The organism is Streptomyces sp. NPDC020898, from assembly GCF_044333925.1.
Classification (GTDB): Bacteria; Actinomycetota; Actinomycetes; order Streptomycetales; family Streptomycetaceae; genus Streptomyces.
Window position 1 is genome coordinate 94,804 of sequence record NZ_JBIRRV010000016.1, and the last position, 25,427, is coordinate 120,230.

The window sequence follows — 25,427 nt, forward strand, 5'->3', positions numbered from 1 at the left end:
TCGGCCTCCCCTCTTCAGTTCAGGGTAGTTGGGGCTTCACTACCCAACTCCCCTTGCGCATCACTCCCTTGAGGGTGAAGTCCGCGTCCAGCAGGACGAGGTCCGCGTCCTTGCCCGGTTCCAGGGAGCCGATCGTGTCGTACATGCCCAGCAGCCGGGCCGGGTTGGCGGACAGGGCGGCGACCGCGTCCGTGACCGTGAGGCGGTCGATCGTCACCGCCCGCCGGAAGGCGCGGTCCTGGGTGAGTGTCGAGCCCGCGATCGAGCCGCCCTCGACCAGCCGCGCCACGCCCCCGCTGACCTCGACCTCCAGCGGGCCGAGCAGATAGCGGCCGTCGCCGAAGCCGGCCGCGTCCATGGCGTCCGTGATGAACGCCACGCGGTGTGCGCCCGCGTGGTGGAAGGCCAGTTGGAGGGCGGCGGGGTGCAGGTGCGTGCCGTCGTTGATGAGCTCGACGGTGACGCGTTCGTCTTCGAGGAGGGCGGTGATCGGGCCGGGGGTGCGGTGGCCCAGGGCGGGCATCGCGTTGAAGAGGTGCGTGGCGACCGTGGCGCCCGCGTCGATGGCGTTCACCGTCTGTTCGTACGTCGCGTCCGTGTGCCCGATCGCCGCGATGACGCCGTGTTCGGCGAGGAGTCTGACGGAGTCGAGGCCGCCGGGGAGTTCGGTGGCGAGGGTGACCATTTTGGCCCGGCCGCGGGCCGCGTCGATCAGCTTCCGTACCTCCGCCGGGTCCGGGTCGCGCAGCAGCGCCTCGGAGTGGGCGCCCTTGCGGCACGGCGAGATGAAGGGGCCCTCGAAGTGCACGCCGGCGAGGTCGCCCTGTTCGGCGAGTTCGGAGAGGAGGCCGGCCTGGGCGGTGAGGGTGTCCATGTCGCCGGTGACGGTGCTGGCCACGAGGGTGGTGGTGCCGTGGGTTCGGTGGGTGTGGATGCCTCTGAGGATGTCTTCTGCTGTGCCGGAGGTGAAGGAGGCTCCGCCGCCGCCGTGGTTGTGGAGGTCTACGAAACCGGGGATCAGCCAGTGGTTTCGTACGTCGATCACGTGGGCGTTCTCGGGGGCGTGGGCGGTGAACTTGGTGCCCTCTACGGCGAGTTGGGCGTCGTTGATGATGCCTTCGGGGAGTACTGCTCGGGCGCCTCTGAACACCAGGTTGTGTGCGGGCTGCCGGCCGGTGGGGGTTGTTCGCGCAGTTCCCCGCGCCCCTAGGTCCGTTGCCATGGGGGCCGCCGCCGCTGGGTTGGTTGCCATCAGGGCGTTGCCTCCGTGAGGTCGGTCATGGGGGTGAGGAGGTCCCAGGCCAGCAAACCCGCGCCCAGGCAGCCTGCTGTGTCTCCGAGGGCTGCGGGGACGATGGACGGGAGCTTCTGGAAGGTGATCCGTCGTTGTACCGCTGTGCGCAGCGGGGTGAACAAGGTGTCGCCCGCTTCTGCCAGGCCGCCGCCGATGATCAGGGTGCGTGGGTCGAGGAGGGTGAGGGCGGTCACCAGGCCGTCGGCCAGGGCGTCCACCGCGTCCTGCCAGACCTGGGCGGCGCGTGGGTCGCCGGCGTCGACGGCCTTGGCGCAGTCCGCCGCGTCCGCGCCGGGGGCGCCGGAGGCCGTGGCCCATGCCTCGCTCACCGCGGACGCCGACGCGTACCGTTCCAGACAGCCGCGCTGGCCGCACGGGCACGGGGTCCCGCCGGGCCGTACGACGATGTGGCCGATCTCGCCCGCGAAGCCGTGCGCGCCCGCCTCCACCCGGCCGTCGACGCCGATCGCGCCGGCGATCCCGGTGCCGAGGGCGACGAAGAGGAAGCGGTCGGCGCCCTGGCCGGCCCCGATCCGGCCCTCCGCCAGCCCGCCGCTGCGTACGTCGTGGCCGAGGGCGACCGGCAGGCCGAGCCGTTCGGAGAGCAGTGCGCGCAGGGGTACGTCACGCCAGCCGAGGTTCGCCGCGTAGACGGCGATGCCGTGTTCGGCGTCGACGATGCCGGGGACGGAGACCCCGGCGGCCGAGGCGCTCTCGCCGAGGTGGGCGATGCCGTGGGCGCGGAGGTCGGTGGCGAAGTCGAGGATCGCCTCGACGACGGCGCTGGGTCCTTGCTCGCGGCCGGTCGCCCGGCGGGCGCGGTGGAGCAGGGCGCCGTCCGGCCCGGTCAGGGCCGCTTTCATCGCGGTGCCGCCCACGTCGAGGGCGATGACATGTCTCACGGGGACAGTGTGGCCCGTCGACCCGGAAGAGGTCTAGTCCACTCGCGTGGTGTAGACCTTATGGGTAAGAAGTTGAACGTACCAATGAACACATACGTGAACGACCGGTTGGGGTTACAGCAGTGCAGCGGCGTAGGACAGGCATGATCGCGGCGGTGTCCGCACTGGGAATGACGGCGGCACTCAGCGGCTGTGGAGGCTCCGGCTCGGGGGAGGTCACCCTCAAGCTGGTCGCCGCCGACTACGGGGACTCCGATGCCAACAGTTCCCAGAAGTACTGGGACAAGCTGGTCGAGGAGTACGAGGCCACCAACCCCGACGTGAAGGTCGACGTCAGCGTCTACTCCTGGAACGACGTCGACCGCAAGGTCAAGGAGATGGTCGCCGCCGGTGAGGCGCCCGACATGGCGCAGATCGGCGCGTACGCCGACTACGCGGCCAAGGACGAGCTGTACCCCGCCTCGGACCTGCTCTCCATCCCGACCCAGGCAGACTTCGTCGCCCGGCTCGCCGACGCCGGACAGCTCAAGCGCACCCAGTACGGCCTCCCCTTCGCCGCCTCCACCCGCCTCCTCTTCTACAACAAGGAGCTCTTCACCGCGGCCGGCCTCACCGCGCCCACCACCTGGAGCGAGCTGGCCGCCGACGCCGCCGCGCTGAAGGAGGAGGGCGTGCAGTACCCGTACGCCCTCCCGCTCGGGCCCGAGGAGGCGCAGGCCGAGGCGATGCAGTGGCTGCTCAGCGGCGGCGACGGCTACACCAGCACGGTCGGCACCTACGGCATCGACTCCCCGCAGAACGTCCAGACGTTCACCTGGCTCAAGAACGAACTCGTCGACAAGGGCCTCACCGGGCCCGTCGCCCCTGCCAAGCTCAACCGGGCCGCCGCCTTCGCCGCGTTCGCGCGCGGTGAGGTCGGCATGCTCAACGGCCACCCCTCGCTGATGAAGATGGCGGCGGCGAAGGGCGTGGACTTCGGCATCGTGCCGATGCCGGGCGAGGAGGCCCCGACCCGGTCCGGGATGGGCGTCGCCGACTGGATGATGGCCTTCAAGAAGAACGGCCACCGCACTCAGATCGGCGAGTTCCTCGACTTCGTCTACAACGAGAAGAACGTGCTCGCCTTCTCCCGCGAGTACGACCTGCTGCCGGTCACCGCCTCCGCGTCCAAGGTGATGTCCACCGCCGCCCAGGACAAGGACCTCGCCCCCTTCCTGGCGGAACTCCCGACCGCCCAGCTCTACCCGGTCGGCAAGACGTCCTGGGCGCAGGTCAGCGCGGACATCAAGCAGCGGATCGGTACGGCGTTCGCGGCGAACGGCAACCCGGCGACGGTCCTCACGGAGCTCCAGACGGAGGCGAACTCGGTGGAGAACGAGGAGGAGAACGCCGAGTAGTGGCGAGTAGTGGTGAAGTGGTGAGTAGTGGTGAAGTGGTGAGTAGTGGTGAAGTGGTGAGTAGTGGGTGAGCAGCAGTGCCTGGCCACAGGAAATGTTGCCTGTCCGAAACGCTCGCGGCATTGGAGCGGAGCCCCTGATGCGGGAGGCTCTACGCGCGTCCACAGAGCGTGACGCGTGTGCCTCCCAGGGGAGCGGTCTGCCGTGCGAGAAAAGGGCCGGATACGTAACGGGCGTAACGGGCGTGGCGGTCGGCGACAGGTGCGGCGGGGGCCCGTGTCCGCCGCCGCGCTGGGGCTGGGCGCCGTCCTGGTGCTCGGCGGCTGCGGTACGGGCACCGAGGGGTCGGGCAACGTCACCCTCACCGTCGTCGCCACGAACTACGGCGACGGCATCGTCAAGAACTCGGAGTCGTACTGGAACCGGGTCGACACCGCCTTCGAGGCCGCCCACCCCGGCATCCAGCTCGACGTCAGCGTGTACGAACCCGCCGAGGCCGAGGCCCAGGTCGCCAAGATGGTCGCGGCCGGCGACCCGCCCGACATCGCCCAGATCGGCAACTACGCCGACTACGCCGCCGACGGCCTCCTCCACCCCGCCGACGACCTGCTCTCCATCCGCGTCCAGGCCAACTTCCTGCCCAACCTCGTCGACGCGGGCACCACGGGCCGCGCCCAGTACGGCCTGCCGTTCCTCGCCTCCACCCGCCTCCTCTACGTCAACAAGACCCTCTTCGACGAGGCCGGCCTCGAACCCCCCACCACCTGGGCCGAGTTGAGGAACGCGGCGCAGGTCCTCGACGAGCGGGGCGTGAAGTACCCGTACGCCCTGCCGCTCGGCCCGGAGGAGGCGCAGGCCGAGACCCTGCAGTGGCTGCTCGGCGGAGGCGGCGGCTACACCGACGACAGCGGCGAGTACGCCATCGACTCCACCCGCAACATCGCCACCCTCACCTGGCTGCGCGACCGCCTCGTCGGCGACGGCCTGACCGGCCCGGTCCCCCCGAACCGCCTCAACCGCAAGGCCGCCCTCCAGGCCTTCGTGAACGGCGAGGCCGGCATGGTCAGCGCGCCGGGCGCGCTCGTGCGGGAGATCGAGCGGTCGGTGGAGCCGGTGGCGTACGAGGCCGTCCCCATGCCGGGCCGCACGGCGGGCGTGACGACGGCGACGGTCGGCACGTCGGACTGGATCGCCGCGTTCAAGCACGGCGGCCATGCCACGGAGATCGGTACGTATCTGAACTTCCTGTACGAGGACAAGAACATGGTGGATCTGGCGGGCACGTACCAGCTGCTGCCGGTGACGTCGTCGGCGTCCGCGTCGATGCGCGCGAACGCGACGTACGAGGAGCTGTGGGACGGCCTGGACGCGCTCGGCGCCGCCCAGCTCTACCCGATCGGCAAGCCGACGTGGACGGACACGAGCCGGAGCATCCAGAAGACGATCGGCGGGGCGGTGCTGGGGCGGGGGAATCCCGGGCAGGTGCTGGGGGCGATACAGCGGGGGGCTGCGGCGGCGGAGAAGGTTGCGGAGGCGGATACGGCGGCGGAGTAGCGCATAGCGCCGGGTGCCGTCCGGGTGTCGGTGGTGCGGGCTACGGTTCGTTCCATGGACGGAGAGCGGTTGCGACTGGACCAACGGGAACAGGACATCCTCGCGCTGGAGCGCCGGGGGTTCGTGGGGCCGGGTGCGAAGGAGCGGGCGATCCGGGAGGAACTGGGGCTGGTGCCGGTGCGGTATTACCAGCTGCTCAATGCGCTGCTGGATGACGAGCGGGCGCTGGCGTGCGATCCGGTGACGGTGAACCGGCTGCGGAGGGTACGGGAGTCCCGGCGGGGCGAGCGGTAGGCGACGGGGGGTTTCCTCGCCCCCGCCGCCCCTACCCGGCCCATCCCTGGGGGCTGCGCCTCCAGACCCCCGCTACGGCCCTGAACGGGCCTTGTCCTCAAACGCCGGACGGGCTGAGATGCCTGGTCCTGCGCTGAACAGATACGGCAAACGGGTGGGCGGGTGGGAAACACAGCCTGGGCTGTACCGGCCTCGGCCTCGGATCGCCGGACGCGATGGAGATACCGGGGCCTGGGCTGAAGAAGCGGCGGGGGCGGGTGGGTGGGAGATGTCGGCCAGCGCCGAGAGGTTCGAGGGCGACTGGCAAACGGGCCGAGTCGGGTGGGTGGGTGGGAAAGAACGGCCTGGGCTGGCGCAGCGGTCCGCTCGGGGTGCCGGATAGGGTCGGGGCCATGGATTCCCTGCCTACGCCCGTGACGGGGGCCGGCCGTGATGGGCTGGGTGCCATTTTGCGGCGCCCCGCCGGTGCTGTTGTCGTCCTTGACTTCGACGGGACGCTCGCTCCGATCGTCGCCGACCCCGAGCAGGCCCGCGCGCACCCCGACACGCTCGGCGCCCTCTCCGCCCTCGCCCCCAGCGTCGCCTCCGTGGCCGTCCTCACCGGACGCCCCGCCGGTGTCGCGGTGCGTCTCGGCGGTTTCGCGGGCGTACCCGGACTGGAGCACCTCGTCGTCCTGGGCCACTACGGCACCGAACGCTGGGACGCCGTGACCGGCACGGTCAGCGCCCCCGCCCCTCATCCCGGCGTCGCCGAGGCCCGCGCCGAACTTCCCGGGTTCCTCGACCGGATCGGCGCCTGGCAGGGCACGTGGATCGAGGAGAAGGGCCGGGCCGTCGCCGTGCACACGCGCCGCGCCACGGACCCGCAGGCCGCGTTCGAGGCCCTGCGCGAGCCCCTCGCCGACCTGGCGACCCGGCACGGTCTCATCGTCGAGCCCGGCCGCCTCGTACTGGAGTTGCGCCCGCCCGGCATGGACAAGGGCGTCGCCCTCCAGGAGTACGTCCGTGAGATCGGCGCCACCTCCGTCCTCTACGCCGGCGACGACCTCGGCGACCTCCCGGCGTTCGCGGCGGTGGAGAAGCTCCGCCAGAACGGTGTTCCGGGGCTGCTGGTGTGCAGCGGCAACGCCACCGAGGCGGTCACGGAGCTGTCGGAACGCGCCGACCTCGTCGTCGACGGCCCCGCAGGAGTCGTACAGCTGCTGACGGCCATCGGCCGGTCCGTCGTCACTCGCTGAGCGCGTTCAGCTGGTCCAGGAACCACTGGGCCGGCGGCAGCGCGGTGGCCGCCGCGGCGAGGCGCTTCGTGCGCTCCGCGCGTTCCCCGGCGCCCATGTTCAGCGCTTCCTCCAGTGCCCGCGCCGTCTGGATCACGTCGTACGGGTTCACCACGATCGCGTCCTCGCCCAGTTCCTCGTACGCCCCCGCCTCCCGCGACAGCACCAGCGCGCACCCTTCGTCGGAGACCACTGGGATCTCCTTGGCGACGAGGTTCATGCCGTCGCGGACGGGGTTGACGAGGGCCACGTCGGCGAGCCGGTAGGCGGCCAGGGAGCGGGCGAAGTCGTCCTTGAGGTGCAGGATGACCGGGGTCCAGGTCGGCGTTCCGTACGCCGCGTTGATGTCGTCGGCCACCCGCTGCACCTCGGCCATGTAATCGCGGTAGACGGCGAGGTCCTGGCGGGACGGGTACGCGAACGCCACGTGCACGACCCGTTCCCGCCACTCCGGGCGGTCGTCGAGCAGCTGGCGGTACGCCAGCAGGCCCCGCACGATGTTCTTCGACAGCTCGGTACGGTCCACCCGCACGATCGTCTTCCGGCCACCCTCGGGGCCCTCGCCGATCTCCGCCCGCAGCGCGGCCATCCGCTCCTCGACGTCCGGCTCGTGCGCGCGCCGGCGCAGGAAGTCCGCGTCCGCGCCCAGCCCGTGCACCCCGATCCGCGTGTCGCCGACGCCGCCGACCAGGTCCGTACAGCAGGCGGTGAACGCGTCCGCCCACCGGCGGGTGAGGAAGCCGAGGCGGTCCGCGCCGAGCATGCCGCGCAGGAGCTGCTCGGAGATGTCGTCCGGCAGCATCCGGAAGTAGTCCGGCGGTGCCCACGGCGTGTGCGAGAAGTGGCCGATGCGCAGGTCGGGGCGGAGGGCGCGCAGCATGCCCGGCACCAGGCACAGGTGGTAGTCCTGGACCACCACCGACGCGCCCGGCGCCGCCTCCTCGGCCAGTGCCTGGGCGAACGCGCGGTTGTAGGCCTCGTACGACGCCCACTGGCGCCGGAACTCCGCGTCGAAGACCGGCTCCAGCGGGGTCTGGTACAGCAGGTGGTTCACGAACCAGAGGACGGAGTTGGCGATGCCGTTGTACGCGTCCTCGTGCACGTTCGCCGGGATCGCGAGCATCCGTACGCCCGGCTCGCCCTCGCCGCGCCGCACCGCCTCGCGGTCGCCCTCACCGAGGGCCGAGCAGATCCACAGGGCACCCGCGTCCGGCCCGATCGCCGACAGGCCGGAGACCAGCCCGCCGCCGCCGCGCTTGGCGTGCAGCGAGCCGTCCTCACGGACCTCGTACGTGACCGGGCCGCGGTTGGACGCGACCAGCACCCGGAACTCACCTTTTGCACCCTGCGTCGAAGCCATACGCCTCAACTTAGCCCGGCCCGGAAACACTCAAACGTACGCACGTACGCCTCAGCCGTATACAAGGCCTCAGGCGGCGCCCCGGGCCTACGCCGCCTTCCTCGTCGCGTACTCCGCGATCTCCGCCATCGGCGGGCGTTCCTCCGTGTCCACCGAGTACGTGCGTGGCTCGAAACCGTCCTCTCCGCGTTCGAACTGGGTGATCGCGGGGCGGATCAGATGGCCTCGGGCCAGCCGGAGCTGGGCGGTGCGGTAGATCGCGGCGGACATCCGGCCCAGGGCCTGGCCGTCCTGGTGGCGGTGCCTGCGCACGCCCACGTCGACCTGGGCCAGCGCGTCGAGGCCCACCAGGTGCAGGGCGTCGATCAGCATGCCCAGCTCCACGCCGTAGCCGACGGGGAACGGGAGCTGTTCGAGGAGCGAGCGGCGGGCCGCGTACTCGCCGCCGAGCGGCTGGACGAAGCCCGCCAGCTGCGGCCAGTGCATGTTGAGGAGGGGGCGGGCCATCATCTCGGTGACCCGGCCGCCCTGCCCCGCCGCCTGGCCGAGCGGACGGTCGTACATCGCCTTGACGAGGTCGACGCCGGGGTTCGTGAGCAACGGGCCCACGATTCCGGAGACGAAGTCCGACGAGAACTCCTTCAGGTCCGCGTCGATGAAGCAGACGATGTCCCCGCTGGTGACGAGGAGCGAGCGCCACAGCACCTCGCCCTTGCCCGGCACGGCCGGGATGCGCGGCAGGATGTCGTCGCGGTGGACGACCCGGGCACCCGCCGCGGCGGCCACCTCGGAGGTGCGGTCGGTCGATCCCGAGTCGATGACGACGATCTCGTCGACCAGCGGAACCTTCAGCATCAGGTCGCGGCGGATGACGGCGACGATCTCGCCGACCGTCTCCTCCTCGTTCAGCGCGGGCAGGACGACACTCACCGTGGCGTTCGAGGAACGCTTCGCGGCGATCAGCTTCTTGAGCGGGCGGTCGCCAACGGACCAGGAGCGTGTGTTCAGCCAGCGCTCGGCGTCTTCCAGCACGTGCGGCTCTCCCTTACGTTGCATGGGGGGAAGCGCGATCTTCTATCTCGCGGTTCGGACGGCTCCCACCACCATCCAAGCCTTCGGTTACAGTCTTGAACAACGTGGGTGACCATCGCATGTCCGAGGTCACCGGCGTTCACCACCTCACAACTTCATACCGCTCATCCAGAGGGGCAGAGGGATACGGCCCGTTGAAGCCCCGGCAACCCTCCAGCCGGTCTTGTCGCATGTTCATGTGGCGAGGCTCCCGGCTCGGGAAGGTGCCAAATCCGTCTCACGGCGAAATGCGTCGTGAGGAAGATGAGGAAGGGCCTCGCCTCCATGGCTGCGCAAACTGCTCAGAGCACCGCTGCTCCCACTGCCGGTGCCGCCGACTCCGTCACCTCTGTAGACCTCGGTCCCGCCGTCGCACTCTCCTGCCGCGAATGCGGCCACCGCGTCCCCCTCGGTCCGGTGTTCGCCTGCGAGGAGTGTTTCGGCCCGCTGGAGATCGCCTACGACTTCGGTATCCAGTCGGCGGCCGACACCGAGGAACTCCGCAAGCGCATCGAAGCGGGCCCCGCGAACATCTGGCGCTACGCGCCCCTCCTCCCGGTGCCCGCGAACGTCGCCGAGAAGCCGAACATCAACCCCGGCTGGACCAAGCTCGTCCAGGCCGACAACCTCGCCCGCGAGCTGGGTGTCGACGCCGGCAAGCTGTTCGTGAAGGACGACTCCGGCAACCCGACCCACTCCTTCAAGGACCGGGTCGTCGCCCAGGCCATCGAGGCCGCCCGCGCCTTCGGCTTCACCACCCTCTCCTGCTCCTCCACGGGCAACCTGGCCGGCGCGGTCGGCGCCGCCGCCGCCCGGGCCGGTTTCCGGTCCTGCGTGTTCATCCCGCACGACCTGGAGCAGGGCAAGGTCGTCATGGCCGCGGTGTACGGCGGCGAGCTCGTCGGCATCGAGGGCAACTACGACGACGTGAACCGCTTCTGCTCCGAGCTGATCGGCGACCCGGCCGGCGAGGGCTGGGGCTTCGTCAACGTCAACCTGCGTCCGTACTACGCGGAGGGCAGCAAGACCCTGGCGTACGAGATCTGCGAGCAGCTCGGCTGGCAGCTGCCGGACCAGCTCGTCGTGCCCATCGCCTCCGGGTCGCAGCTCACGAAGATCGACAAGGGGCTGAAGGAGCTCATCGAGCTCGGGCTCGTCGAGGACAAGCCGTACAAGATCTTCGGTGCGCAGGCCGAGGGCTGCTCGCCGGTGTCCGTGGCCTACAAGGCCGGACACGACGTCGTACGGCCCCAGAAGCCCGACACCATCGCCAAGTCGCTGGCGATCGGCAACCCGGCGGACGGGCCGTACGTGCTGGATATCGCGCGGCGGACGGGCGGGGCGGTGGAGGACGTGAACGACGGGCAGATCGTCGATGCGATTCGGCTGCTCGCGCGCACGGAAGGGATCTTCGCGGAGACCGCCGGTGGGGTGACCGTGGGGGTGACGAAGAAGCTGATCGAGAACGGGCTGCTCGATCCGACGCTCACGACGGTGGTGCTGAACACCGGGGATGGTCTCAAGACGTTGGATGCGGTGGCTGACGTCGGGCTGACCGCGACGATTCGGCCCAGCCTTGAGTCGTTCCGGGAAGCCGGGCTCGTATAACCCCGTTGATTGTCTGCGGGGCCGTGGGGGCTGGTCGCGCCCACGTGGCGGTAGCCGCAAATCCAGCACAGCCCCGCGCCCCTATCGGGCGCGTCACCTGACCGGAGGTCGAAAGTTATGAGCGTTTCCGTCCGCATCCCCACCATCCTGCGTACCTACACCGGCGGTAAGGCCGAGGTGGCTGCCGAGGGTGGGACCCTGGCCGAGGTCATCGCTGATCTGGAGAAGAACCACACGGGCATCGCGGCCCGGGTGCTCGACGATCAGGGCAAGCTGCGCCGGTTCGTCAACGTGTACGTCAATGACGACGACGTCCGCTTCGAGCAGGGGCTGGAGACGGCGACGCCGGACGGTGCGGGTGTGTCGATCATTCCCGCGGTCGCGGGTGGCTGACAGGCGACTGATACCGGCGAGTAGTAACCGTCGGTAACAGTGATTACCGAGAGTTCATCGAATTGCCCCCTCCGTGAGAGAAGCGGAGGGGGCAATTCTCTATGGTTGAGCGCGGTACAGTTGGGGAAGCCGCACCACTTCGCTTGCCGCACGCATATGAATTCTTGCCGAGCGCCCTACGAGAAGTAGCCAAAGTGTGCAGGTCTTTTGCGTTTTTTGTTCCCTTTGTGGGGCCCGGCTTGCCCTGAAGTTGCGTGAATTCTCCGCATATTCCCGACCTGGCGTGCCCGGATTTCTCGTCCGATTGACCTGTTGCAGAGGGCAGTTGGACAGATACATTCGGCCGCGGTCGACGCGTTCCGGCGCACACTCCCACCGGTTGGGGGGGTGAGGTCTGACCCGGATCCGCGAAGTGTGGATCTGTGCAAGGGCCAGTAATAGGGGAGTTAGGCATGGCTCAGGGCACCGTCAAGTGGTTCAACGCGGAGAAGGGGTACGGCTTCATCGCGGTCGACGGTGGTGCGGATGTTTTCGTCCACTACAGCGCGATTCAGATGGACGGCTACCGCACCCTCGAGGAAGGTCAGCGGGTCGATTTCGAGATCTCGCAGGGCCAGAAGGGGCCGCAGGCGGACATGGTCCGTCTGGCGACCAGCTGAAGCACGCGCCGGCGCACCGCAGCGACGTTCTTCTTTGAAGGGCTCGTACTCCGTGGGACCTCACGGGGTACGAGCCCTTCGGCATGTCCGTCGGTACGTCCCTCGGCTTCAGTACGTCCAGTACGTCCTCCGGCCCTCTCGCGTGGCCTTGTGTGCGCTTGCCCGCCCCCCTGTTCACCTGCGGATCTTCGAGAGCCGCTTGCACTCGGTAGGGGCGAGTGCTAATCATTGGCGTTAGCACTCTGCAGGTGAGAGTGATAACGAAGGACCGGGTGGGTGAGGCCCGCAGGCCAGGTGGTGCAAGGAATCACCAGGGCAGGCAGGCCGTCCGTCGCGGGCGCCAGCGCGGTCCGGAGCAATCCACCCCAGTCCGGGAGGACCACTTCACATGGCCAAGATCATCGCGTTCAACGAGGAGGCACGGCGCGGTCTCGAGCGCGGGATGAACCAGCTCGCAGACGCCGTCAAGGTCACCCTCGGCCCCAAGGGCCGGAACGTCGTCCTCGAGAAGAAGTGGGGCGCCCCCACGATCACCAACGATGGTGTATCCATCGCCAAGGAGATCGAGCTCGAGGACCCGTACGAAAAGATCGGCGCCGAGCTGGTCAAGGAAGTCGCGAAGAAGACGGACGACGTCGCCGGTGACGGCACGACGACCGCGACTGTCCTGGCCCAGGCGCTGGTCCGCGAAGGACTGCGCAACGTTGCCGCCGGTGCGAACCCGATGGCCCTGAAGCGCGGCATCGAGAAGGCCGTCGAGGCCGTCTCCGGTGCGCTGCTCGACCAGGCCAAGGAGGTCGAGACCAAGGAGCAGATCGCTTCGACGGCCTCCATCTCCGCCGCCGACACCCAGATCGGCGAGCTCATCGCCGAGGCGATGGACAAGGTCGGCAAGGAAGGCGTCATCACCGTCGAGGAGTCCCAGACCTTCGGTCTGGAGCTGGAACTCACCGAGGGTATGCGCTTCGACAAGGGCTACATCTCGGCGTACTTCGCGACCGACATGGAGCGCATGGAGTCGTCGCTCGAGGACCCCTACATCCTCATCGCCAACTCCAAGATCTCCTCGGTCAAGGACCTGCTCCCGCTCCTGGAGAAGGTCATGCAGTCGGGCAAGCCGCTGCTGATCATCGCCGAGGACGTGGAGGGCGAGGCCCTCTCGACCCTGGTCGTCAACAAGATCCGCGGGACCTTCAAGTCCGTCGCGGTCAAGGCCCCGGGCTTCGGTGACCGCCGCAAGGCGATGCTGAACGACATCGCGATCCTCACGGGTGGCGAGGTCATCTCCGAGGAGGTCGGTCTCAAGCTCGAGAACACCTCCCTGGACCTCCTGGGCCGTGCGCGCAAGGTCGTCATCACCAAGGACGAGACCACGATCGTCGACGGTGGCGGCACCGCCGACCAGGTCGCGGGTCGCGTGAAGCAGATTCGTGCCGAGATCGAGAACAGCGACTCGGACTACGACCGCGAGAAGCTCCAGGAGCGCCTGGCGAAGCTGGCCGGCGGCGTGGCCGTCATCAAGGCCGGTGCCGCCACGGAGGTCGAGCTCAAGGAGCGCAAGCACCGCATCGAGGACGCCGTTCGCAACGCGAAGGCGGCCGTCGAGGAGGGCATCGTCGCCGGTGGTGGCGTGGCCCTGCTCCAGGCCTCCTCGGTCTTCGAGAAGCTCGAGCTGACGGGTGACGAGGCGACGGGCGCCAACATCGTGCGTCTCGCCCTGGAAGCCCCGCTCAAGCAGATCGCCGTCAACGGTGGTCTCGAGGGCGGCGTCATCGTCGAGAAGGTCCGCAACCTTCCCGTCGGCCACGGCCTCAACGCCGCGACCGGTGAGTACGTCGACATGATCGCCGAGGGCATCATCGACCCGGCGAAGGTGACGCGTTCCGCGCTGCAGAACGCCGCGTCGATCGCTGCGCTCTTCCTCACCACCGAGGCAGTCATCGCCGACAAGCCGGAGAAGGCGGGCGCCGGCGCCGGCGCCGGTGGCGGCATGCCGGGCGGTGACATGGACTTCTGATCCCCTTCCAGGGATCGGCAGTTCATCGCCGTACCACGCGTATCAGTTCGAGGGCGGCACCCTTCTTCCAGAGGGGTGCCGCCCTCGGGCGTTTGCGGGACGCGGACGCCGACCCCGGTAAGTGGCCGGGATCACAGCGCCCTGTGCGTAGGCGCCGGAATGCGCGGACGGCCGGGGACAGTTGATGCACATGCACACAACTGCTCCTCCGCTCACCTCCGCTCACCCTGCCACCCCTCCCAGGAGTCCCCACGTGACAGCCCCCGCCCAGACCTCCCGCGCGGCCCAGATCCTCTCCCGCCCCCTCACGGTGAACGGCCTGACCGTGCCGAACCGGATCGTGATGGCGCCGATGACGCGCGCGTTCTCGCCCGGCGGGATCCCCGGCGAGAACGTGGCCTCGTACTACGCCCGGCGCGCGGCAGCGGGCGTCGGCCTGATCGTCACCGAGGGCACGTACATCGGCCACGACTCGGCCGGCCAGAACGACAGCATCCCCCGTTTCCACGGCGAGGAGCAGCTCGCGGGGTGGGCGAAGGTCGCCGAGGCCGTGCACGCGGCCGGCGGGAAGATCGTGCCGCAGCTGTGGCACATCGGCATGGTGCGGGAGGCCGGGCAGCCCCCGTACGCCGACGCCCCGGCCGTCGGCCCGTCCGGCCTGCGCCTGGACGGTACCGCCGGTACCGGCAAGGAGATGACGCAGGAGGACCTGGACGACGTCATCGACGCGTTCGTCGAGGCCGCGGTGGCCGCCGAGCGCATCGGCTTCGACGGCATCGAACTCCACGGCGCCCACGGCTACCTGCTCGACCAGTTCCTGTGGGCCGGCACCAACCGCCGCACGGACGCGTACGGGGGCGACCTGGTCGCCCGTACGAAGTTCGCGACGGAGATCGTGGCCGCCGTACGCGAGGCGGTGTCCGCGGACTTCCCGATCCTGTTCCGCTACTCGCAGTGGAAGCAGGAGGCGTACGACGCCCGCCTCGCCGAGACCCCCCAGGAGCTGGAGGCGCTCCTGGCCCCGCTCGCCGCGGCCGGAGTGGACGCCTTCCACGCGTCCACGCGCCGCTACTGGCTCCCGGAGTTCGAGGGCTCGGACCTCAACCTCGCCGGCTGGACGAAGAAGCTCACCGGCAAGCCCACCATCACGGTCGGCTCGGTCGGCCTCGACGGCGACTTCCTGAAGGGCTTCGCGGGCGAGGGCGCCCCGCTCAAGAGCCTCGACGAACTCCTGGACCGCATGGAGAACGACGAGTTCGACCTCGTGGCCGTGGGCCGCGCGCTGCTCCAGGACCCGGAGTGGGCGGCGAAGGTCCTGGCGGACCGGACCGGCGAGCTGGCGGCGTACGACGCGTCGGCGCTGGGGTCGTTGAGCTGAGCACCGGTTGGCCTGTTTTCCGGGGGCGGCTCCTTCTGGGGGCCGCCTTTCGGGGTTCTCGGGCGGGGCTCAGTTGGCGTAGTCCTTGAGCTTCTCGGTGTTCAGCACGACGTCTACCGGGGAGGGGAGTTGGACGGTCGTTCCCCAGGGGTGCGAGGCAGCCGACAGGTAGCGGCCGTCCTTGGGCTCACTGGAGACGGTGACGGTGTTGTTGTCACGATCGACGATGACGTGGACCGGGATGCCCACGGGCGCGCAGCCGGCGCGTTTGGCTTCGTGGTCCCGGTGGTCCTTGCCCGAGGTGCGGTGGACGACTTCCACGACCGCCGAGACGATGTCCGGGCTCGCCCAGTGGTCGCGCCTCAGGCGATGGCCCCTCCGTACGAGAATGGCGTCGGGCAGGTATCGGCCCGCCAGCGAGGTTTCCGTGCACAGTCCGGCGTACGGAAACAGGTTCCATGTCCTGTCTTTCGACGCGAACTGCTCCAGCAGTGACACCAGGATCTCGCTGTGATCGCCGTCCGACGGCGGTTTCACCTCCACCCTGCCTCGGACGAACTCCAGCCAGACGGTTTCGGGCGCCCCACGAGCCAGGTCTTCGAAGTCGTCGAGCGGCATCTGGGGAATCTGCGGGTGCGTACTGGTCACGTACGGCTCTCTTCTCGGCGCCGGGACATCGCGGCGCGGATGTCGGTCGCGCGGGAGGGGATCGCGGAGGCAGGCAGGGACGAGGCAGGACGGGGCGGGGTCTCGCCGTCTCGCCGTGACACTCCGCCCGCTCCGGCCCGTCCAGCGAGGGAGTGCGATGCCTCAGGCCGCCGAGTGGCCGACGAAAGTGACTTCCTCGCGGTTGTCGTCCAGAGCGATGTTCAACGAAGCGTCCAGTGCCAGGGCCAGGCGGCGCAGCAAGGGCAGGGTCGGTACGGCGTCGGCGCCTTCGATGCGGGAGATCTTCGCCTGGTTGAGGCCGGCCCGCTCGGCGAGCTGGGTCTGTGTCAGCCCCAGCTCCGTGCGGCGGTCGTACACGGCCTTGGCGAAGGCCATGGCCAGCCGGATCTCCGCACGCTCGGCTTTGACCTCCGGAGACTCGGTGTCTCCTTCGGCCAGGTTCCGTTCACGGGCCAGTTTCCAGCGGGTGTGGTTCATGCGCTCTGTCCTTCCTGGCCGCGGCTGTACACGGTGTGGGCTGGTCCGTGTACGTCGGCGCACACCTTGCGGGCGGACACCGCACGGTCGATCTGGGCTGCCTCGTGCATTCGGGTCTTGCGGAAGACGGTGAGAAGCACGACGCGGCGCCCTGGCGCGAACCAGTACGTGATCCGCGTGCTCACGCCGCCGAGTGTGGGGCGCAGCTCGTACACCCCCTCTTCCAGCGGGCGGGCGAACGGCATGGGCGTCCGCGGGCCCAGGGTGGCCAGTAACTCTGCGTACTCCTCGACCTTCCGGTGATGCTTGTCGGGAAGTAGCTCAAGCCATGACCGCACCTCGGGCTCCAGCTCGATCACGTACAGGTCGTCCATGCCGCGACCGTATTATGTCGTCAGCAGCATACTCGCGCTGTTGGGAAACGGTCACTCGATGGAGTGATGCGGTCCAGTGGCTGGTCCGAGGTCCGGGCGGTGCCCGTCGCCCTACTGCTGCTTGAGGTCGTCGACGAACACCGTCCACGCCTCCGCCCGGAACGCGAGCTTCGGGCCCTGCGGGTTCTTGGAGTCGCGGACGGGGACGAGGGCGGGGTGGCCGTCCGCGACTTCCAGGCAGTTGCCGCCGTCGCCGCCGCTGTACGACGACTTGTGCCAGCTGGCTGTACTCAGAACGTGCTCAAGAGCGCTTTTCTCCATGTTCGTAATCCTGCGCCACCGACTCAATCAGGGCCAGTGAATCTTGAGGTGAAAGTGCCGCGGCCTGGAGGAGGTTGAACATCAGGGTGTGGCGGCTGACGGTGGCCGGGTCGTCCTGGAGCTTCCCCATGTCCGGTGCCTCGACGAAGGAGAGCGGGGCCGCGTCCTCGAACTCCATGAGCTTCAGGGAGCCGTGCATCGACGCGTGCGCCCCGGCGCCGAACGGCAGCACCTGCACGATGATCCGGTGCTCCCGGATCAGCGCGGCCACGTGCCGCAACGCCTCCGCCATCACGGCCGGGCCGCCGACCACTCGCCGGAGCACTGCTTCGTCGAGAACGGACCACAACATCGGGGTTGTTGGGTTGTTGAGGAGACGGGCGCGGTCGAGGCGATTCGCCACGTCCTCGTCGATCTCGGCGTCCTGCGCCAGCGGCTTGTAGGCGCGGAACACCGCCTCCGCGTACGCCTTGGTCTGCAGCAACCCTGGGATGAGGAGCTGGGCGTACTCCCTGATCGCCGTGGCGATTGCTTCCGCCTCCGCCGCCTCGGCGAAGTGGTCCGGGTACTTCGACTTGGCGAGAGCCTCGCAGTTGCGCTCGAAGAAGTCCTTCGTGCCCAGGATCTCGTCTATCTGGACGGCGTACTCGTGCATCATCCGCCGCGTACCGGCCTCCAGTTGGCCGATGAACGAACCGCTGACGAAGAGCGGCCGGCCCAGTTCTTCCTGGCTCAGGCCCGCCGCCTCGCGGGCGTGGCGCAGCTCGGCGCCGAGGAAGGCCCGGGGTGAGGAGGACGGGTCGAGGTCCTTCGGTCCTGCCATCGCAACTCCCTGTCCATCACATGGGGTTGTTGGGTTGTTGCCTCTGGCCAGGTTGGACAGGTGGCCGCCACGCTGTGTGGAGAACGTGAACACTCAGAGTGGAGAGGGATCGGCGCGATGGAACTGCTGTCGAACGGTCGGGTACCGACGACGGACGAGGTGGTGGTGCGGCTGCGGGCGGCGCTGAAAGGGGTCGGGCTGGCCCTGCCGTCCCTGGGCGTCGACCCGGTCACCGGTGCGAGCGACGAGCCGTTCGCGCTGGTGCGGCTCGGGCGGTGCAATGTTCAGGTGGCGACGCGACTGGCCGCCGTACTGGAAGGTGTGGCCGCAGGTGGCGACGAAGGTGCGTGAGGTGTCGTACGCCCTTGATGTGCGCGACGGACGCATCGGCGAGGTGATGGGGCGCGAGGGCGGGTACGTGCAGTTGCGGCCCGTGGGCGGCGGGTGCGAGTGGGACTGTCCGCCGGACGCGCTGGGGGACGTACCGCCGGGGGACGTGCTGAGGGAGCGGGTGCGGCGGGTGAACAGGGAGGGGCGGCTGCCGTGACGTGCGGCCCGCCGCACCCGGGGGTGCGGCGGGACCGGGGCCGGCCTGGATCAGGTCAGCAGGTGCGGCCGACGTAGAACGCGCCGTCGATCTTGCTGGCGCTGCCGAGCCAGGTGTCGCCGGGGCCCACGCACTTCTCGTAGTTCGGGCCGAACACCTCCACCTCGATCACGACACGTGAGCCGTCGCTCGTGCAGTGGTTGTAGCGCGCGTCGCTGCTGGTCTCGTAGAACCCGCAGGGGGCCGCGGCGGCCGTGGCCGTCGGTGCGGCGATGGCGAGCACCAGGGCGCCGGTCGCAGGGGCGACGACGGCGAGGGCGGTGGTCAGGAAGCGGCGAACGTTCAAGGGACGGTCTCCTGGTCAGGAAGGATTCGGACACAGGCAGCATTAACGATCACCGCACCCTGAAACGGCACTTTCCCCGGCATTCTCCTCGGACGGGGGACCTGGTTCACCCGGTCGTGTGGCCCGTGGCCCGCCATGTCTGTCGGCAGACAGTGCGGGCCACGGGCCGTACGTCACACCGGCGTGAGGTCAGCAGGGGTCGATGCCGTCGGCCTTGTCGTTGTCGGCGGCACCGACGTAGTTGTCCCGCGACGGAGCGACGGAGGTCCAGATCTGGGAGAAGACGCTGCCGGTCCAGTTGTAGACCCTGGTCCTGGTACCGCTGGTTTGGTTGTTGTGCCAGGACGACGCCTTGTCGTTGAAGTTGTGGTCGGCGAGGTTGACGAAGAAACAGTCCGCCCAGCTCAGTCGACGGCCGTCGTAGTCGTCGTGCTCGTAGAGGCAGGTGTACTCGTAACTACAGTTCGCCGTACCGAGCGTCCCGACCGCCTCGTCGACCGCGCGGGCCTGCTTCTCGCCCGGCAGCGGGAACGTCATGACCGACTTGCCGTCACGCCAGGCGACCTGGTTGACGCCGATCTGCTCGCCGCCCGGGGTGGCGGCCAGCTGCTTGTCGATCTGCTTCTGCAGATCGGCGACTTCGCTCCGGTTGAGGTCGGCCCGTTCTGCCTGGGCCGCGATCGTCCTGTCGAGTGGGGTCGCGGCGGAGGTCGGACCGGCCGTTCCGACGATGGTCAGGGCGCCGGCCGAGAGAGCGACCGCCAGTTTTGTTGTCGTACGCACAGGAATCGTGTCCCTTCTGGTCGTGATGACGTGGATTACGGTGCCCGTCGGCCATAGGTGGGCAAAAGCCTTCCCTGGGTACCGCAATCTCGGGACATCGATGCGTTGCTTGTGCTAATGCGATGGGCGTCGGCAACGGGCTCCACGGTTCGGCGCGCCGCTTCGAGATCCCGATCCGCATCTGTGCACCCTGCAAACAACAGCGGCGCCAGATCGGGGGAAATACGTGCTTCGCATCCATTTCACCGGCGAGGATCTTGGGCGGATCAGGCTGGCCGAGCAGCCGGACGCCATGTGGGAAACGGTGCTGAGTCTGCACCAACTGGTCCGGCCCGACCCCTTCTTCGCCCCGTGGTGCCGCCGCACCCGCACCGCGCTGGCCGCCGTCGGTTTAGGCCACGGGGTCCGGATGCTCACTGTCCTGGCCCCGCGTGCCTCCTACTTCCCGGACTTCCTCACTCCCACAACTCCCACAGGCGGTGCCGGTGCCGAACCCGTGTTGAACGCGGGGCTCGACATGGTGCTCTCCACCAGCAAAGACCGGCTTCGCGCCGACATCACCCGCCTCGCCGCCGACCGGTCCCGTCCGTCCGTGTGGCTCGACGACATCGCCTCGGGCCGAGTCCCCGCCCTGCGCCGCCTCGGCACCGTGCTGCACCGCTACCACGGCGTCGCGGTGGCTCCGCACGCCGCCGAGTCGGCGGCCAGTGTCCACCGCGACCGGCAGCATCGGGTGCGCGACGTACTTGAGCACGGCAGCGAGAACGTCCTGGCCAACCTCGGCCCCACCTCCCGCTGGAGGCCGCCCGTCCTCGAAGTCGACTACCCCGTCGAGCGGGACCTCCACCTGGACGGGCGCGGCCTGACGATCATCCCCAGCTTCTTCTGCCACGACGGCCACCCCATCACGCTCGCCCTCCCCGAACTGCCGCCGGTACTGGTCTACTCGGTGGCCCGAAAGCCACTGTGGATCCCGGAACCGGTCACCGGCACCACCGACGCCCACATCGCCACCGGTACCTCTGGCGGGTCGGGCCTCGACGTACTGCTCGGAGCCACCCGTGCCGCCGTGCTGCACTGTCTCGCCACCAGCCACAGCACCACCACGCTCGCGGCACGCCTCCGCATCTCCACCACGGCGGCCAGCCGCCACGCCGCGGCACTGCGCGCGGCAGGCCTGGTCGCCACGGAGCGACGCGGGGCCTCCGTACGGCACAGCCGCACATCCCTGGGAACCACCCTGGCGCTCGGCGGCCACTCCTCGGCCTGAGAGGGCGTGTCATGTGGATGCCGTCTCGGTGGCCAACACGGCGTAGTTGCAGCCATGTTGTACAAAAGTGCCATAGACGAAAACTGGACGTCAGTGCTCCGCCCCGGGCCGGGATCGGCCGGGGCGGCCGGCGACCGGGGCACGTGGTGAGGGTTTCTTCCGTTAGGGGATTCGCGGTGGCAGAGGCGTACGGCAGGCCACAGGAGCACGCTGACATGGCGCCGTTCGTCAGCAGGGCCGCGGAGATCGGCCGGCTGGACTCGGTGCTGGCGCGGCTGGGGACGGGGGGTCCGGCGGTCGTCGATGTCACCGGTGAGGCGGGTATCGGCAAGAGCCGGCTGCTGGTGGAGTTCAGTGCGCGGGCCCGCCGCCGGGGGCTGACCGTGCTGCGTGGCCGGGCCACGGAGTACGAGCGCCACAGCCCGTTCCGGCCGTTCGCCGATGCCTTCGCCGACCTCGACCGGCGGGCACTGCTGGCCTTTCCGGCGTTGTCGGAGCTCTCCCCGGTTCTGCGAGGCGCTGTCGAAGGACCGGGAGGACCGGGAGGACCGGGAGGGGTGGGAGGGGTGGGGGGTCCGGGTCCGGGGGGTTCGGGAGGGCCGGGTGGTGGTGACCGGTTCGGTCTGTACCAGGCGACGGCGGGCGTGCTGGGGCGGGTCGGTGGTGCGGGGCTGGTGGTGATGCTGGACGACCTGCACTGGGCGGACCCGGCGTCGCTGGAGCTTGTGGACCACCTTGTCCGGCACCCGGTGCCGGCCCCGCTGCTGCTCGTCGTCTCACGGCGGGACCGGCAGATACCCGCGGGGGTCGCCACCACGCTGGCCCGTGGTGTGGACACCGGAGCGGTGCTGCGGCTCGCGCTGGGGCCGCTGGGTGAACGCGACTGCGTCGAGGAACTGGCCTGCGACCTGCCGCGTCCGCAGGCGGCCGAGCTCTACGCGGTGAGCGAGGGCAACCCGCTGTACTTCCTCGCGCTCCTCCAGGCCCGGCGCGCGGCCCGGCCACCCCGAACGCCCTCCTCGACAGCCCCGGACTCCGCCGTACCGGGAGGGCGGAACATCCTGTCCGGCGACCTCCAGGCGTTGCTGATCGACGAGTTGTCGCCGCTGAGCCCGCTGGAGCGCCGGACGGTCGAGGCGGTGGCGGTCCTCGGAGACCACACCACTCCCGCCGTGATCAGCGACCTCACCGGCTTCGGTGTGGCCGACACCGTCGAGGCGCTGGAACAGCTGATGCGGCGCGATCTGGTGCGGCCGGGGCAGGGAGGACGCGGGCTGGCGCTGCGCCACCCGCTGATCCGGACGCTCGTCCACGAAGCCATCGACCCCTGGCGGCGCCAGGAGTTCCATGGCCGGGCGGCAGCGGAACTGGCCCGGGCCGGCGCGGCCGTCGTCGAGCAGGCACACCACCTCGAACAGGCACTGACCCGCTGGGACCCGCAGGCGGCCACCGTACTCGCCGAGGCCGCCGAGCAGACCGCCATGACCGCTCCGGCCATCTCCGCCCACTGGCTGGAGGTCGTCCTGCGTCTCCTGCCGAACACGGTGGAACACCGTTCCCGGCGCCGCGAGTTGATGATGCTGCGGGCCCAGGCGCTCGGTCTGACCGGCGGGTTGAGGGAGAGCCGGAAGCTGCTGCACCAGGCGATCGGTATGCCGGGTGAGGACGATGACGCCGTTCGCACGTCCGCGATCGCCCTGTGTGCCCTGATGGAGCGCCGGCTCGGCCGCTATGCGGAGAGTGACGCGCTACTGCGCCGCGAGCTGGCCCGCTCGCCTCGACGACCGGCTGCCCAGACGGTCGAGCTCCGCCTCGGACTGGGCTTCGGCGCGCTGTCCGCGGCCCGTTTCCCGGAGGTGCGCGCGGAGGTCACCGAGGCCCTGGCGACCGCGCGTTCCCTGGGCGACGAGGTCCGCGAGGTGCGCGCCCTGGCACTGGTCGCCATGGGCGAGGCGTACGAGGGTGACATGGCCGCGGCCCGTAAGGTCGCCGCATCCGCGGCTCAGCTGGCGGACGCGCTGACCGACGACGACCTCGCCGGCCTGGGCGACCCCCTGTCCCGACTGGCCTGGGCCGAGGTGTTCCTGGAGAACTACACCACCGCGGAACGGCATGCCGACCGCGGACTGGAGATCGCCCGGCGGACCGGCCAGCTCTATCTGCTGCCACAGTTCCTGCTGTGCAAGGCCCACATCCACTTCCACACCTGCCGGATCACCACCGCGTTGGAACTGGCCGACGAGGCCGAGCCCATCTCGCGGGCCCTGGGCAGCAGCGAACTGCTCGCCTTCACCCTGGCGTTCAGATCCCAGATCCTGCTCCAGGCGCGTCCTCCGGGCGATCCCGGCGCACTGGCCGTCGCCGAGGAGGCGGTGGCCGCCGCCGGGACGAGCGACAGCTGGTGGGCGTCACTGGCCCGGTGCATGCTCGCCTACGCCGCGTACATGGCAGGTGATCCGCACCGGGTACGGGACGTCCTGCTGGGGGCGGGCGGCGGAAGCGACCTGCGGCGGCTGCAGCCCTCGGTACGCCCCAACTTCCTGGAGCTGCTCACGGTGGCCGCGATCGGTACCGGTGACGTGGAAGAAGCCGAACGCTGGGCCGAGCGCGCCCACAAGGAAGCCGAACAGCTCCACCTGCCGTCCCAGCGCGGAGCGGCGCTGCGCGGCCACGCCCAGATCGCGGCACACCGCGGCGACACTGCCGAGGCGGCCCGGTTGTTCGCCGAGGCCGCAGCGGAGAGCGTACGGTCCGGGGCGGCGCTGCGGGAGGCACAGTCCCTGCTGCTCGGCGCCCCCCACATGAAAGCCGCCGGAGACGGCCCGCGCGCGGCGGCCATGTGGCGCCGGGGCTCCCATCTGGCCTCGCAGGGCGGAGCGCGACTGCTGGCCGGCCTGGCCGAACTGACACGCCCGGCAGTGTTCGAGGACTCGGCCTCACCAGTGGAACAGCCCGACCAGGTCACCGGGCTGGGCGCGTTGACCCGGCGCGAGCGGGAGATCGCCGAGCTGGTCGCCGCAGGCCTCACCAGCCAGGCGATCGCCACCGAGCTCTACCTCAGCCCACGCACCGTCGAGAGCCACCTCAGCCGGATCTACCGCAAGACGGCGGTGTCCTCCCGCGCGGCGCTGGCGTCCATGGTGGCCCGCGACAGCGCGGACGGATAGCACGGAGCGCTGAATCCAGGCGCGAGTGCAGGCCCGGCAGACCTGCGTACCGAATTGCGTAGTTTCACCGAAGCCATCAGGGGCGGGTTCGGGGAGCGTGGACATCCATGAGCGAGGGGATGGCGTGGATCGCCGGCGGCTGGCTGCTGGCGTTCGCCGGGTTCAACGGGGCGCTGTTCGTGTCCTTCCGGAAGCGGACGCGGGCCGAGCGACGGTTCCTCAAGGAGAGCGACGGCACGGATGTGGACCCGATCCAGGCGGCCTGGTGGCTCGGCACCTCCTCGGGGGAGGCCGCGGCACAGCAGGAGTCGTACGCCGTCGAGGTGGCCGTACGTCTGCTGATCGCGGCCGGGGACGCCGAGGTCGACGAGCGCGGCCGGGTCACCCTGACGCCCGGGCCGTCCCGATCACGCGCGGACCCGGTTCTCGCGGCGCTCGTGGCCGCAATGCGCCGGCACGGGAGCGTCACGGTCCTCCAACTCCGCACCGAGCCGCGCTTCACGAGGTTCCGGACGGTCCTGGAGTCGCGTCGCGCCCCGCTGCGCAGATGGTTCGGCAATTACCGCGTGCCCGCGGTGACCGCCGGCTTCACGGTGGCTATCGGCATAGCCATGCACGCGATGATCGAGCGCCACGGCGTGCCGGGCCTGCCCGACCAGGACCCGGGGTACTGGACGTTCCTGTGGATCCCGGTGTGGGCCGTCCTGGCCGCTCTCGCGGCGTTGTGGCCGCCGGAGACGTCCCGCCCCTGGCCCCGGTTCACCCCCCGCTGTCGCGCCGCCCTCTCGCAGGCGCTGGTCGGCGAGAGCACGCAGAACCGCGACTGGGTCTCGCGGGCCGTGTACCCGGCTCCGCGCGGGCGCCAGGGGAAGCCCGGGGCGGGGCGCCGCCGGCCCTCGCGGGCGCCACACTCCGGCAAGGGACCAGGAGACATCGGCGATCCGGCGGACGTGGACACGTCGCACGACGGCGGTGACTCCGGCGGTGACTCCGGGGGTGGCGACTGATCCGGCAGGCATGTCACATCCACAGCACGCCTTCCTGCTCGTGCTCGCGGACACGGAACGCCATCATCCGGCGCAGCAGGTCGTCCGGGACGGGTTGGCCGTACGGCAGCTTGACCGAGCCCTTGCCGGTGGTGAAGGTTGCGAGGTCGGGGTCGAACGCCTCGCGGGTGCTGGGTGTGAACACGACGTTCGCGTGTTTCGCATGGGCGCTGGCCATGAACAGGATCGTCCCGGACGAGTGCAGCCAGGCCGGAGCCCCCCATTTGATCGCCTCGGTCGCCCCGGGCGCCACCTCGTGGGCGAGCGCCCGCACCTGCTCAAGCAGCTCGCGGCTCTGTCCGGCGAGCTCCTCGACGTACTCGTCGATGGTCTGCGGCCTGCCCATGGCGTCAGTGTGGCACGCCACCGGGCCGCCAGGGCGGTGGCGGTGTCGGCCCGG

26 protein-coding genes and 1 riboswitch are annotated in these 25,427 nt (G+C 69.9%); of the genes, 14 read left to right on the plus strand and 12 right to left on the minus strand.

Annotation, left to right across the window (positions count from 1 at the left end; translation table 11 throughout):
• Positions 1-19: 19 nt before the first annotated feature.
• Positions 20-1,252: an N-acetylglucosamine-6-phosphate deacetylase gene (gene nagA, locus ACH4TV_RS37305; protein WP_398405732.1), complete on the minus strand. Its 1,233-nt coding sequence runs from the start codon at positions 1,250-1,252 to the stop codon at positions 20-22.
• Positions 1,252-2,196 (minus strand): ROK family protein, encoded by a 945-nt coding sequence (locus ACH4TV_RS37310; RefSeq protein ID WP_398405733.1) that lies wholly within the window; start codon positions 2,194-2,196, stop codon positions 1,252-1,254. The genes nagA and ACH4TV_RS37310 overlap by 1 nt, the downstream gene beginning before the upstream one ends.
• Positions 2,197-2,339: 143 nt before the next feature.
• On the opposite strand from ACH4TV_RS37310, the gene ACH4TV_RS37315 reads away from it, so the two are divergent.
• From ACH4TV_RS37315 to otsB, 4 genes are all read left to right on the plus strand, one after another.
• A complete protein-coding gene (locus tag ACH4TV_RS37315; RefSeq protein WP_398405734.1) occupies positions 2,340-3,593 on the plus strand; it encodes an ABC transporter substrate-binding protein in 1,254 nt (417 codons plus the stop codon).
• 276 nt (positions 3,594-3,869) lie between these two features.
• Complete coding sequence (locus ACH4TV_RS37320) at positions 3,870-5,147, plus strand: extracellular solute-binding protein (protein ID WP_398405735.1); 1,278 nt, start codon at positions 3,870-3,872, stop codon at positions 5,145-5,147.
• Between the two features lie 54 nt (positions 5,148-5,201).
• Positions 5,202-5,441, plus strand: coding sequence for a DUF3263 domain-containing protein (locus ACH4TV_RS37325; RefSeq protein ID WP_398405736.1), 240 nt, complete (start codon positions 5,202-5,204; stop codon positions 5,439-5,441).
• A 392-nt stretch (positions 5,442-5,833) separates the two neighbouring features.
• Positions 5,834-6,679 (plus strand): trehalose-phosphatase, encoded by an 846-nt coding sequence (gene otsB, locus ACH4TV_RS37330; protein ID WP_398405737.1) that lies wholly within the window; start codon positions 5,834-5,836, stop codon positions 6,677-6,679.
• Here the strand turns inward: otsB and ACH4TV_RS37335 are convergent.
• Together ACH4TV_RS37335 and ACH4TV_RS37340 are read right to left on the minus strand one after the other, a co-directional pair.
• The gene (locus ACH4TV_RS37335) at positions 6,669-8,078 is read right to left on the minus strand and encodes a trehalose-6-phosphate synthase (RefSeq protein WP_398405738.1); all 1,410 of its coding nucleotides are present in this window, start codon (positions 8,076-8,078) and stop codon (positions 6,669-6,671) included. The two genes, otsB and ACH4TV_RS37335, sit on opposite strands and share 11 nt — an antisense overlap.
• A gap of 87 nt (positions 8,079-8,165) precedes the next feature.
• A complete protein-coding gene (locus tag ACH4TV_RS37340) occupies positions 8,166-9,110 on the minus strand; it encodes a glucosyl-3-phosphoglycerate synthase (protein ID WP_398405739.1) in 945 nt (314 codons plus the stop codon).
• 161 nt (positions 9,111-9,271) lie between these two features.
• A riboswitch (SAM riboswitch) is annotated at positions 9,272-9,420 on the plus strand.
• A 14-nt stretch (positions 9,421-9,434) separates the two neighbouring features.
• Between ACH4TV_RS37340 and thrC the strand changes: the two genes are divergently transcribed.
• From thrC to ACH4TV_RS37365, 5 genes are all read left to right on the plus strand, one after another.
• Positions 9,435-10,757: a threonine synthase gene (gene thrC / locus ACH4TV_RS37345; protein WP_398405740.1), complete on the plus strand. Its 1,323-nt coding sequence runs from the start codon at positions 9,435-9,437 to the stop codon at positions 10,755-10,757.
• 117 nt (positions 10,758-10,874) lie between these two features.
• Positions 10,875-11,150 (plus strand): MoaD/ThiS family protein, encoded by a 276-nt coding sequence (locus ACH4TV_RS37350; protein WP_307628056.1) that lies wholly within the window; start codon positions 10,875-10,877, stop codon positions 11,148-11,150.
• Positions 11,151-11,602: 452 nt separating this feature from the next.
• Positions 11,603-11,809 (plus strand): cold-shock protein, encoded by a 207-nt coding sequence (locus ACH4TV_RS37355; RefSeq protein WP_019057200.1) that lies wholly within the window; start codon positions 11,603-11,605, stop codon positions 11,807-11,809.
• A 388-nt stretch (positions 11,810-12,197) separates the two neighbouring features.
• Complete coding sequence (gene groL / locus ACH4TV_RS37360) at positions 12,198-13,826, plus strand: chaperonin GroEL (RefSeq protein WP_398405741.1); 1,629 nt, start codon at positions 12,198-12,200, stop codon at positions 13,824-13,826.
• Between the two features lie 253 nt (positions 13,827-14,079).
• Positions 14,080-15,204, plus strand: a complete 1,125-nt coding sequence (locus ACH4TV_RS37365; RefSeq protein WP_398405742.1) for an NADH:flavin oxidoreductase — start codon at positions 14,080-14,082, stop codon at positions 15,202-15,204.
• Positions 15,205-15,273: 69 nt separating this feature from the next.
• Here ACH4TV_RS37365 and ACH4TV_RS37370 read toward each other — a convergent pair whose 3' ends face one another.
• The 5 genes from ACH4TV_RS37370 to ACH4TV_RS37390 all read right to left on the minus strand — a co-directional run bounded on the left by ACH4TV_RS37370 (position 15,274) and on the right by ACH4TV_RS37390 (position 17,868).
• Positions 15,274-15,852: a Uma2 family endonuclease gene (locus ACH4TV_RS37370; protein WP_398405743.1), complete on the minus strand. Its 579-nt coding sequence runs from the start codon at positions 15,850-15,852 to the stop codon at positions 15,274-15,276.
• A gap of 162 nt (positions 15,853-16,014) precedes the next feature.
• A complete protein-coding gene (locus ACH4TV_RS37375; protein ID WP_398405744.1) occupies positions 16,015-16,350 on the minus strand; it encodes a helix-turn-helix domain-containing protein in 336 nt (111 codons plus the stop codon).
• Positions 16,347-16,724, minus strand: a complete 378-nt coding sequence (locus ACH4TV_RS37380) for a type II toxin-antitoxin system RelE/ParE family toxin (protein ID WP_398405745.1) — start codon at positions 16,722-16,724, stop codon at positions 16,347-16,349. The genes ACH4TV_RS37375 and ACH4TV_RS37380 overlap by 4 nt, the downstream gene beginning before the upstream one ends.
• A 111-nt stretch (positions 16,725-16,835) precedes the next feature.
• The gene (locus ACH4TV_RS37385) at positions 16,836-17,045 is read right to left on the minus strand and encodes a DUF397 domain-containing protein (RefSeq protein ID WP_398405746.1); all 210 of its coding nucleotides are present in this window, start codon (positions 17,043-17,045) and stop codon (positions 16,836-16,838) included.
• Positions 17,026-17,868: a helix-turn-helix domain-containing protein gene (locus tag ACH4TV_RS37390; RefSeq protein ID WP_398405747.1), complete on the minus strand. Its 843-nt coding sequence runs from the start codon at positions 17,866-17,868 to the stop codon at positions 17,026-17,028. Before ACH4TV_RS37390 ends, ACH4TV_RS37385 begins: the two co-directional genes overlap by 20 nt.
• Positions 17,869-17,985: 117 nt before the next feature.
• Here ACH4TV_RS37390 and ACH4TV_RS37395 point away from each other — a divergent pair, with 117 nt between their 5' ends.
• Together ACH4TV_RS37395 and ACH4TV_RS37400 are read left to right on the plus strand one after the other, a co-directional pair.
• Positions 17,986-18,219, plus strand: a complete 234-nt coding sequence (locus ACH4TV_RS37395) for a hypothetical protein (protein WP_398405748.1) — start codon at positions 17,986-17,988, stop codon at positions 18,217-18,219.
• On the plus strand, positions 18,200-18,415 hold the full coding sequence (locus ACH4TV_RS37400; protein ID WP_398405849.1) for a hypothetical protein: 216 nt from the start codon (positions 18,200-18,202) through the stop codon (positions 18,413-18,415). The genes ACH4TV_RS37395 and ACH4TV_RS37400 overlap by 20 nt, the downstream gene beginning before the upstream one ends.
• 55 nt (positions 18,416-18,470) lie before the next feature.
• On the opposite strand, the gene ACH4TV_RS37405 is transcribed toward ACH4TV_RS37400, so the two are convergent.
• Both ACH4TV_RS37405 and ACH4TV_RS37410 read right to left on the minus strand, forming a co-directional pair.
• Positions 18,471-18,761, minus strand: a complete 291-nt coding sequence (locus ACH4TV_RS37405; RefSeq protein ID WP_398405749.1) for a DUF6355 family natural product biosynthesis protein — start codon at positions 18,759-18,761, stop codon at positions 18,471-18,473.
• Between the two features lie 189 nt (positions 18,762-18,950).
• Positions 18,951-19,544, minus strand: a complete 594-nt coding sequence (locus tag ACH4TV_RS37410; RefSeq protein ID WP_398405750.1) for a peptidase inhibitor family I36 protein — start codon at positions 19,542-19,544, stop codon at positions 18,951-18,953.
• 226 nt (positions 19,545-19,770) lie between these two features.
• Here ACH4TV_RS37410 and ACH4TV_RS37415 point away from each other — a divergent pair, with 226 nt between their 5' ends.
• From ACH4TV_RS37415 to ACH4TV_RS37425, 3 genes are all read left to right on the plus strand, one after another.
• On the plus strand, positions 19,771-20,814 hold the full coding sequence (locus ACH4TV_RS37415) for an ArsR/SmtB family transcription factor (protein ID WP_398405751.1): 1,044 nt from the start codon (positions 19,771-19,773) through the stop codon (positions 20,812-20,814).
• Positions 20,815-21,029: 215 nt separating this feature from the next.
• A complete protein-coding gene (locus ACH4TV_RS37420; RefSeq protein ID WP_398405752.1) occupies positions 21,030-23,981 on the plus strand; it encodes an AAA family ATPase in 2,952 nt (983 codons plus the stop codon).
• 107 nt (positions 23,982-24,088) lie between these two features.
• Positions 24,089-24,988: a hypothetical protein gene (locus ACH4TV_RS37425; protein ID WP_398405753.1), complete on the plus strand. Its 900-nt coding sequence runs from the start codon at positions 24,089-24,091 to the stop codon at positions 24,986-24,988.
• Positions 24,989-25,001: 13 nt separating this feature from the next.
• On the opposite strand, the gene ACH4TV_RS37430 is transcribed toward ACH4TV_RS37425, so the two are convergent.
• On the minus strand, positions 25,002-25,373 hold the full coding sequence (locus tag ACH4TV_RS37430; RefSeq protein WP_398405754.1) for an iron chaperone: 372 nt from the start codon (positions 25,371-25,373) through the stop codon (positions 25,002-25,004).
• Positions 25,374-25,427 lie beyond the last annotated feature (54 nt).